Source organism: Leisingera coralii (assembly GCF_049056525.1).
Lineage (GTDB): Bacteria > Pseudomonadota > Alphaproteobacteria > Rhodobacterales > Rhodobacteraceae > Leisingera > Leisingera coralii.
The window spans coordinates 1-8,992 of record NZ_JBHUPT010000045.1 but is presented as its reverse complement, the minus strand read 5'-3'; the positions used below and the strand labels follow the sequence as shown (position 1 = coordinate 8,992).

Annotated in this window: 7 protein-coding genes; 5 read left to right on the top strand and 2 right to left on the bottom strand. The window is 68.1% G+C overall.

Annotation, left to right across the window (positions count from 1 at the left end):
• Nucleotides 1-143 precede the first annotated feature (143 nt).
• Nucleotides 144-989 carry a 2-dehydro-3-deoxygalactonokinase gene (locus ACFMBG_RS15265; RefSeq protein WP_421055557.1) on the bottom strand — a complete coding sequence of 282 codons (846 nt, stop codon included), beginning with the start codon at nucleotides 987-989 and terminating at the stop codon, nucleotides 144-146.
• Between the two features lie 427 nt (nucleotides 990-1,416).
• Between ACFMBG_RS15265 and ACFMBG_RS15260 the strand changes: the two genes are divergently transcribed.
• The 4 genes from ACFMBG_RS15260 to ACFMBG_RS15245 all read left to right on the top strand — a co-directional run bounded on the left by ACFMBG_RS15260 (nucleotide 1,417) and on the right by ACFMBG_RS15245 (nucleotide 5,974).
• Entirely contained in the window at nucleotides 1,417-2,433 is a 1,017-nt protein-coding gene (locus ACFMBG_RS15260) for an AraC family transcriptional regulator ligand-binding domain-containing protein (protein WP_421055556.1), read from the top strand.
• A gap of 387 nt (nucleotides 2,434-2,820) precedes the next feature.
• Nucleotides 2,821-3,606, top strand: coding sequence for a sugar transferase (locus ACFMBG_RS15255; RefSeq protein ID WP_421055555.1), 786 nt, complete (start codon nucleotides 2,821-2,823; stop codon nucleotides 3,604-3,606).
• 75 nt (nucleotides 3,607-3,681) lie between these two features.
• Nucleotides 3,682-4,617, top strand: coding sequence for a CpsD/CapB family tyrosine-protein kinase (locus tag ACFMBG_RS15250; RefSeq protein WP_421055554.1), 936 nt, complete (start codon nucleotides 3,682-3,684; stop codon nucleotides 4,615-4,617).
• A gap of 115 nt (nucleotides 4,618-4,732) precedes the next feature.
• On the top strand, nucleotides 4,733-5,974 hold the full coding sequence (locus ACFMBG_RS15245) for a GumC domain-containing protein (protein WP_421055553.1): 1,242 nt from the start codon (nucleotides 4,733-4,735) through the stop codon (nucleotides 5,972-5,974).
• Nucleotides 5,975-6,083: 109 nt separating this feature from the next.
• Here the strand turns inward: ACFMBG_RS15245 and ACFMBG_RS15240 are convergent, their stop codons facing one another.
• Nucleotides 6,084-7,454, bottom strand: a complete 1,371-nt coding sequence (locus ACFMBG_RS15240) for an oligosaccharide flippase family protein (RefSeq protein ID WP_421055552.1) — start codon at nucleotides 7,452-7,454, stop codon at nucleotides 6,084-6,086.
• 239 nt (nucleotides 7,455-7,693) lie between these two features.
• Between ACFMBG_RS15240 and ACFMBG_RS15235 the strand changes: the two genes are divergently transcribed.
• Nucleotides 7,694-8,896 carry a glycosyltransferase gene (locus ACFMBG_RS15235; RefSeq protein WP_421055551.1) on the top strand — a complete coding sequence of 401 codons (1,203 nt, stop codon included), beginning with the start codon at nucleotides 7,694-7,696 and terminating at the stop codon, nucleotides 8,894-8,896.
• Nucleotides 8,897-8,992 lie beyond the last annotated feature (96 nt).

Below are 8,992 nucleotides of genomic sequence, written 5' to 3'. Positions count from 1 at the left end.
CCCCCAAGGCCGCCAAGGGGTCCCGGCGCAGCCAGGGCACCTGCGGGCGCGGGAGCGCTTTGTTTTCTCAGGCGCGGGCGGTTGCCGGACGCGTCACACGGCGGCCTCGAATGCATGCGGTCTTGCCGGGATGCCGCGGCCGCTCAGCCTCCGTTCCTGGCGCGGGTTAGCCCTTCCAGCGCCATACGGGCGGGATCGGCGAGGCTGACCGGCAGTGCCTGCGCCTCCAGCGCCGCCCCGTAGAGCGCCTGCAGCGGCGGCTCTGCTATCAGAGCCAGGTTCTGGCCCAGCCAATAGGGCCGCGCCGCGGCCAGTTCGGCCCCAAGCAGCAACCCCCAAAGCCGGGCGCGTGCGGTGGCTGCAGGCATCTGCCCCAGAACCGCCGAGGCCTGCACCGAGGCCAGCCGCGCCGCCAGCTGTTCCGGCCTGGCAATCCCGTCCGCTGCCGCATCCGCCAGTGCTGCCTTGTCCCATTCGCCTGCCGGCTCCAGCCCCGTCGCCTGCGCCGCGGCCTGCGCCAGCTGCCCGGTCAGGGCGCTTTGGAAACTGACCGCCTCCCGGGCGCTCACCTGCACCCAGTGGGTCACCGCTCCGGGCAGGCAGACCACCCCGTCCCAGTCCGGGTTCAGCTGCAGGAAGCCGCTGAGCCGGGCCAGTGCGCCTTGCATCACACCGCAGGGCGCCGCCTGGCTGAGACCGGGCAGGGCGTGGAACTCCAGCTCCTCCAGCCGGGTTTCGGTCAGCGGCAGCTCCGCCGGCACGGCCGGGACCGGACGCGGCGGCACCAGCGCACTGCCGCCCAGCACCACTGGACAAGGGCTGCCGCCCATGGCCTGGCGCAGCGCTGTGGCCAGTGCGGCCGGACGGCCGTCCGGAAGCTGCAGCACCTGAGTAGGGGCCGGGGAGCCGCCAGTCACCTTCCAGGCGGTGAGTGTCAGCCCGTCCAGATTGGCGGCCAGCCAGCTGGCCGCGCTGCGGGGAGGGTGCATGATGTCCTCATTCCTCTGCCATCGCGTTGCCCGCGCTTATGGCGGTGATTCCCGCTCCGGGCAAGGCCGCGGCACGCGGCAGTGCAGCGCCGGATACCCGTTTGGATAGGACCCTATCCGTTAGTATGCGCGGCATAGGCTAAAACGCCCGGGATTTGTGCAAAAGACAAGCTCCGAAGCTCTGCGCCAGACCGCCATTTCCAGTAGAATTTACCTAAGGTCAGCCCCGGGCAGACAGGGCCTCGCAGCCGGGCCGCAGCGCAGCGGAAAGGCTGCACCGCAAAGGAGCCGCGGACACGCGGGCGGCAGCAATCCTGGTTCCGGCTCCGGATGGCCGCTTGCGCCGGGCCCAGCAAACAGATCCGGATCGCGGCCTGAGCCGTAAACAGCACAGCCGGCCGCGACAGTAACAGGAGAGACCGCAGACATGGCCGCCGCACCGGCACCGCACAATGCAATATTTGCCCAGCTGGCCGCGCGCCATCTGCTGGCTCAGGGGGTCACGCCTGCCGTTGTGTTCGCCGGCACCGGTTTCGGCCAGTCCTTGCTGAACCAGGATGAGCCTGTCGCACCCTTCGCTGCGGTCGCCAGCTTCTTCGACCGCGCCGCGGAGCTGTCCGGAGATCCGCTGTTCGGCTTTCACCTCGGCCGCGGCAGCGACCTGCGCATGGCCGGCCTGCTGGGCTACATCGCCTGCAACTCGCCGACCGCGGGGTGCTTCCTGCGCAACACAGCACGTTATGCCGGGGTGATGAGCGAGGGATGGGAGGTGGATGCATCCCGCCTCGCCTCGCACGGGGAGCTCGCCTGGTTCTGCAAGGCGGCCTCCGGCCTGCAGGCGCATCAGTACATCGAATTCCTGGCGGCGCTGTTTCTGACCGCTCTGCGCGAGGCGGCCGGGACGCAGATCGAGCCGCAGGAAGCTGCCTTTTCCCATCAGCGCCGCCGCGGCGCGGAAGAGATGGCTGCCGCTTTCGGCTGCCCGGTGCGGTTCGGCGCTCCGGCCAGCCGCATTGTCTTCAAGCCCGAAGACCTGGATCTGCCGCTGGCCAGCGCCGACCGCCTGCTGCTGGAGGTGCTGCGCGCCTATGGCGACCAGCTGCTGCACGGGCGGGGGCTGGGACGCACAGGCACGGACCTGAAAGCGCAGGTCGAAGAGGCGGTTTCCGCCCGGCTCTCCGGCGGTTCGGCGTCGCTTGGCAATGTGGCGGCGGATCTGGGCATGAGCCCGCGCACCCTGTCGCGCAAGCTGGCCCGGGCGGGCACCAGCTACTTCACCATTCTTGAGGAATTGCGCAAGGCCCTGGCGATCCGCTATCTGCAGGAGAGCAGGCTGTCGCTGTCAGAGATCGCCTTCCTGCTGGGTTACTCCGGGCTGAACAGCTTCAGCGAGGCCTTCCGGCGCTGGACAGGGCAAAGCCCGGGACAGTTCCGCGGAGGCTGAACGGCTCAAAGCACGTTGCGCTTGTATCGATTCTGTATCCGATTTGCTCAATGCGGGAACAATTTCTGCAATTGCCCGCCGATTGTTTCCGAGTATGCCGCCGCCCAGCCGGTTTTTTTGGAGTTTTCCGGCGGCTTTTCACAATTTGCGCAAATTTTCCGAAATTTGGTCTAATTAAGGGTGACTGCCGAAATGCAGTGCCGCCAGGGGATTGGGCGGACAACAAAAAATGGCGCGGGCGCGTGGGGGCGTGCCCCGTTTTGGAACCTGAAAATCAGTAGTGGCATTCTGCGGCCAATGGCCCGTGCAATGCCAGTTTGAGTTTATAAACGGCCACCTTTTTCGGGGCGGTCCAGCCGGATTCGGGCTGGAAATCGGGGGATTGGAATGAAAGACATGGTTCCCGGAGGGGCGGGGCTGTCTTTTGTGCGGTTGGAACTGCAGGCCAGGGGCGCCGAAATGCCCCCTGGGCCGCTGCAGCAGCTGCGCTTGCAGCCGTCCAATAGGAATGCGGGCTTGCCGGGCATCGCGGCGGGTGCCGGGTCCCGGCGCAGGGCGGGCGGCAGCGGCTACCGGGCAGCAGGCAAGCGGGGCCTGGACCTGCTGCTGGTTGCCCTCAGCCTGCCGCTGGCGCTGCCGCTGATTGCGTTCTGCGCCGCGGCGCTCTGGCTGGAGGGCGGGCGGCCGTTCTACACCCAGCCGCGGCTGGGCCGCGGCGGCCGGGTGTTCCGGATTCTCAAGCTGCGCACCATGGTGCGCGACGCCGACGCCTTGCTGCAGCACTACCTGGATACCGATCCCGCCATGCGCCGGGAATGGCAGCAAACCCAGAAGCTCAAGAACGACCCGCGCATCACCCGGGTGGGGCGTATGCTGCGGATGACCTCGCTGGATGAGCTGCCGCAGCTTTGGAACGTGATCAAGGGCGACATGAGCCTGATCGGCCCGCGCCCGATGATGCCGGATCAGCTGCCGCTCTACGGCGATGCCACTGCCTATTTTGCGCTGCGTCCTGGGATTACCGGCATCTGGCAGGTGTCGGTGCGCAACGAAGCCAGCTTTGCCAGCCGCGTGCAGGCCGATTTCGAATACTGGGACGAAGTCTCCCTGGGCCGGGATCTGGGGCTGCTTTGGCGCACCGTCGGTGTGGTGATGAAGGGGACGGGATATTAACTTCGGTCTGATCCGCTGCAGGCCCGCCGGCCGGTGCCGGCAGCGGAACAGCCAGCCATTGCGGAGGGCGCGGTTGTGAAGCATTTTGCAGTATCAGGGGCTTGTGCCGCCACCCCGGCGCACGGCCCGAACCAGGGACTGGACAGCGATGAGGACGGCATGAGCGAGCAGGGCTTCAAGCGGTTCCGCCGCCGGCGCGCACCGGCGGCTGCGATGCCGTCTGGTGCTGGCGGTACCGCCGGAACAGCCCCCCGGCAGATGACCGCGCCAGGCACCGCGCCGCCGGCGCAGCTGCCGGCAACCCTGCCGGAGCCCTGGGACCGGATCCGCCAGGTGCCGTTTGATCCGGCCGCGCAGGATAAGGCGCGCTTGCCGCTGGTCAGCCGGTTCCGCGCCTCGCCCGCGGCCAAGTCCTTCGACCTCCTGCGCACCCGGCTGCTGCACACCTTGAAGGCGCGCGGCTGGAAACGGGTTGCGGTGACGGCACCCGCGGCGGGCTGCGGTACCACTTTCTCGGCGGTCAATCTGGCGCTCAGCCTGGCCCGGGTGCCGGGCAGCCGCACCATCCTGATGGACCTGAACTTCCGACGCCCCGGCGTGGCGCAGGCCCTGGGGTTGGAGGCGCAGGGCGATCTGGCAGGCTTCCTGTCCGGCAGCACCCGGATGGAAGACCAGTTCCTGCGCCCGTTGCCTTCGCTGGCGGCTGGTCTCAACCAGACCGCGGATCAGGACGCCGCAGAACTGCTGCACAGCGGCACCTGCGCCGAGGCTTTGGACCGCATGATGCTGCGCTCGGGCGCCGATACCGCGCTGTTCGACCTGCCGCCGGTGCTGGAGCACGACGACACCGCCGCCTTCCTGCCGCAGGTGGACGCGGTGCTGCTGGTCTCGGACGGCACCAGCACTTCCGCCGCGCAGCTGGCCGCCTGCGAAAGGATGCTGGCAGGCCATACGGAGCTTCTGGGGGTGGTGCTGAACCGGGCCCGCAAGGCGGACAGCCCGCTGAACTGACCGTGGCGTCATAGTTTTGCCCGGTTGCTGTGGTCAAGATCCGGGCACGGGCCGCCGCCGCGCGGGCTGAACCGACACAGGCCCAGGCACAGGACCGGGGCAAGAGAGCAGACAGATGGGGCCGATTTACTCGCTTGGCGATTTTCTGGACATGGTGCGGCGCAGGCTGTTCACCATAGTCTGCATCTTTGTCCTGGGCTGCCTCGTCTCGCTCTGGGTCGCCGCCAGCCAGCAGCACCAGTACGAAACCGCCGAAGTGCTTCAGGTCACCCAGCCGCAGATTGCCGGCGAGCTGGCCAAATCCACCGTTGAGGGCTCATCCGCCCGCCGCATCCAGCTGATCGAGCAGCGCCTGATGGCCCGCGGCACGGTGCTGGAAGTGATCGAAAAATTCGGCCTCTATGCGGATATGGAGGCTCTGACCCAGCTGCAGAAGGTGGCGCTGCTGCGCGAGTCGGTGCGGATCACCGGCGTTGCCGCCGCCCGCGAAGGCTTTGCCGACGACGGCACCATCTCGGTGCTGACCATCACCGCCCGCATGCCCACCGCCGAACAGGCGCAGCAGGTCGCCAGCGAATTCGGCCGCCGCACGATCGAGCTCAGCGTGGCCACCCGCATCGACCAGGCCCGCGAAACCCTCAGCTTCTTTGCTGGAAAAGAGGCTGCGCTGGCCGATCAGGTCGCCGCGCTGGAAGATGAGATCGCCGCCTACCGCAACGAAAATGACGTGACACTGCCCGGCACCATCGAATTCCGCCGGGCCGAGATTGCGGCCTTGAACGAGGGCCTTCTGGAGATCGCCCGCGAACGCATCGAAATCCGCCGCGCCGCAGATCAGGCCCAGGCCACCGAGCGCCCCGCCACTGCCCGCCGGATGCAAGAGGACGCGGAACAGCAGCTGGCCACGCTGGAGGCGCAGGAACAGCTGCTGACCGAGCGCAAGGCCGGGCTTGAAGCCTCCCTGCAGACCACCCCGGAGGTGGAGCGTCAGCTGGGCGCCTATGACCGGCAGCTTGCCCAGCTGCAGGCCGAGCTTGGGCAGATGACTGCCCGCCGCAACGAGGCAGAGGTCGGCTTCCGCCTGGAAACCGGCCGCCAGGCAGAGCGTTTGACGGTGATCGAGCCGGCGCCGCTGCCCGACTATCCGGTGACCGGCGCCCGCAAGACCAAGGCGCTGATGGGCGCCGCGGCCAGCCTGATCGTTGCGCTGCTGGCGGCCTTCCTGCAGGAGCTGCGCCACCCGGTGCTGCGCACCGCCGCACAGATGGAGCGGGAAACCGGCCTGGTGCCGGTGGTCTCGATACCGGTGATGGACACCCGCCCGCCGCGCCGCGGTCTGTTCAGGCGAAAAAGCTAGACATCAGGCACCTTCGCCCAGCCTCCCCCATGGGCGGGCGCTTTGCTTCCGCCCGCGGTCGGGCGCTGCCCTCAGCGGACAACTTCGATCCTGCCATTTATGCACGCGCCTAAGGTGCACTCAACGCCGCTGCCATTGCCGTGATCTCCTGCCAATGCCAGCTCAGCGCCGCTCCGCCTGCCGCAACGGCCAACAGCGCAAAACCCGTATCGTGCAGCGGATCCCACACGTGATGCCTGCGCGCCAGCCGCACCAGCACCGGGTAGGACGCCAGCATCGCCAGCCCCAGGGCCGCGATCCCGCCTGCCAGCCCGAACCACACCACCCCGCCCAGGAACAGCACCGTCTGCAGGCAGGCCCGTGCCGCTGAAAACACAAAGAAGCCGCGGCTGTCGCCGGCCGCCAGCGCCGCCTGGTCATAGGTCATGGTGATCACCGCAGGCGCCAGCGCCAGGGCAATCAGCACGATCATCGGCCCGGCCTGCAGATACCGGTCATCATAGAGCAGCTGCACCAGCCAGGGACCGGCCCAAGCCATTATCAGCAGCATCCCAAGGATCCCTGCTGTCAGACCACTGCGCAGCTGCCGCTGCCGCCGCAGGTTCTCCGGCGCTCCCCGCGCGGGCTTGTCGCGGTAAACCGGGATCATCAGCCGCTGGTTCACCGCATGGCCCAGCAGCATCGGAAAGCTCGCCAGGAAATAGCCGATGTTATAGATCCCCAGCACCTCAAGCGGGACAAACTTCCCCAGGATCGCCCGGTCCCCCTGCGAGGTCAGGAACCAGAAGGCGGTGGACAGGAAAATCCACTTGCCGAAATGGATCAGCTCCCGCGCCGCGGCCTTCTCCCAGCGGAACCGGTTTGCTGCCCCCGGCAGCCCGTAGTGGCACAGTGCCAGCTTGGCCGCCGCCTGGATCACCCCGCCCAGCACCAGCGCAATCACCGACTGCGTCGCCAGCGCCAGCGCAATCATCGCCGCCAGCCCGATCACCTGGCCGCCCAGGTCCAGCACCGTGACCCGCCCCGCCAGCAGATGCCGGTGCGCGGTTTCGATCCGTGTCGGGTTGAAACCGGCAATCGCCAGCCCGGCGCCGGCAATGGGCAGATACACCAGCAGCTCCGGCGCGCCATAGAACGTTGCCGCCGGCCAGGCCAGGAGTGCCGTCAGCGCCCACAGGCCAAAGCCGCGGATCACCTGGATGGTCCAGGCAGTATCCAGAAACTCCGGATCGTCCCCCCGCTTGTTCTGGGCAATCGACGGCCCGATGCCCACATCCGAGAACAGCGACAGCCCCACAGTCACCACCGTGACCAGCGCCATCAGCCCAAAGGCTTCCGGGAACAGGATGCGGGTCAGGATCAGGTTGGACGCCAGCCGCAAGGCCTGGCTGCCGCCATAGCCGATCATCAGCCAGGAGGCCGAGCGCAGCACCCGCGCCACCATTCCCTGGCCTGCAAAATGCGAAGCAACCCGCTGCATGTCCGCGCCAATCCCCCAACGTCCGGTACCGCAGGCTAGGAGGGCGGAACAGGGGCGTCAATCATGCGGGCCCCTGCGGGAGCGAGGACAGCCGCAGCGGCCTGAAAACCCGGAACAATCATGGCGCCTGTGTTGCATTCTCCACGCCTGAGCGACAAGCGGCAAGGGGTGCTGGGCAAGCCGCCAAACCGCCGCTAACCTGCCGCGGACACTTGCCTTTTTGCACGGATTTCCCAGCGTTGAAAATCGCCTATGTCCTGAACACCTATCCGCAGCCATCGCACAGCTTCATCCGCCGCGAGCTGCAGGCACTGGAGCGTCAGGACGTAAGCATCCTGCGCCTGGCGATGCGCCCCTCCGGCGCGGTACTGGCCGATCCCGGCGACCAGGCCGAGGCAGCGCGCACGGAGTATGTGCTGCAGGCCGGTGCCGGGCGTCTGCTGGCGGCCTTGACGCGGGAGGCGGCAGCGCCGGCCCGCTTCGGGCAGGCACTTAGGCTGGCGCTGAAACTGGCGCGGGCCTCGGACAAGGGTGTCCTGCGCCACCTGATCTACCTGGCCGAGGCGGCCCATGTGAAACAGCGTTGCGCGGCCGAAGGCGTGCAGCACATGCACGCGCATTTCGGCACCAACTCCGCCGCGGTGGCAATGCTGGCGCATGTTCTGGGCGGCCCGGGCTACAGCTTCACCGTACACGGGCCGGAGGAATTCGACGCCCCGCACGCCCTGTCGCTGGGCGAGAAGATCAACCGCGCGGCGTTCACCGTTGCCGTCAGCAGCTTTGGTAAAAGCCAGCTCAGCCGCTGGGCCGCGTTCGGCAAATGGGACAGCCTGAAAGTGGTGCACTGCGGCATTGAGCCGGACTGCTTCGCCAACCCCGCGCCGCTGCCAAAGGGACCGCTGCGGCTGGCCGCGATCGGACGGTTTGTCGAGCAGAAGGGCCAGATGGTGCTGGTGCGCGCCATGGCACGTCTGGTGCAGGAGTTGCCGGACCTGCATTTGGCGCTGATCGGCGACGGCGAGATGCGCGCGGCCCTGGAGGCAGAGATCGCCAGGCACGGGCTGGGCGGCAACATCACCCTGACCGGCTGGCTGCCGGAAGACGGGGTGCGGGCGGAGCTGGCCCGGGCCCGTGCGCTGGTGATGCCCTCCTTCGCCGAAGGCCTGCCGATGGTGGTGATGGAGGCGATGGCCGCCGCCCGCCCGGTCATTGCCACTTATATCGCCGGCACGCCGGAACTGGTGGTGCCGGAGCAGACCGGCTGGCTGGTGCCGGCCGGGGATGAGGCTGCGCTGGCAGAGGCGGTTCTGGCGCTGGCGCAAACTCCGGCGGCGCGGCAGGAGGCCATGGGGCAGGCCGGCCGCGCCCGGGTTCTGGACCGCCACGACAGCGCAGGAGAAGCGGCCAGGCTCGCCGGACATTTCCGCGAAACCATCCCGTAATAGCCACCGGAACGCTCCCGCCCGCCGCCGGCGCATCTGCGAGATGCACCGCTCCTGTTGGGCCAGGCTCAGCGCCAACGGCGCTGAGCCTGGCCC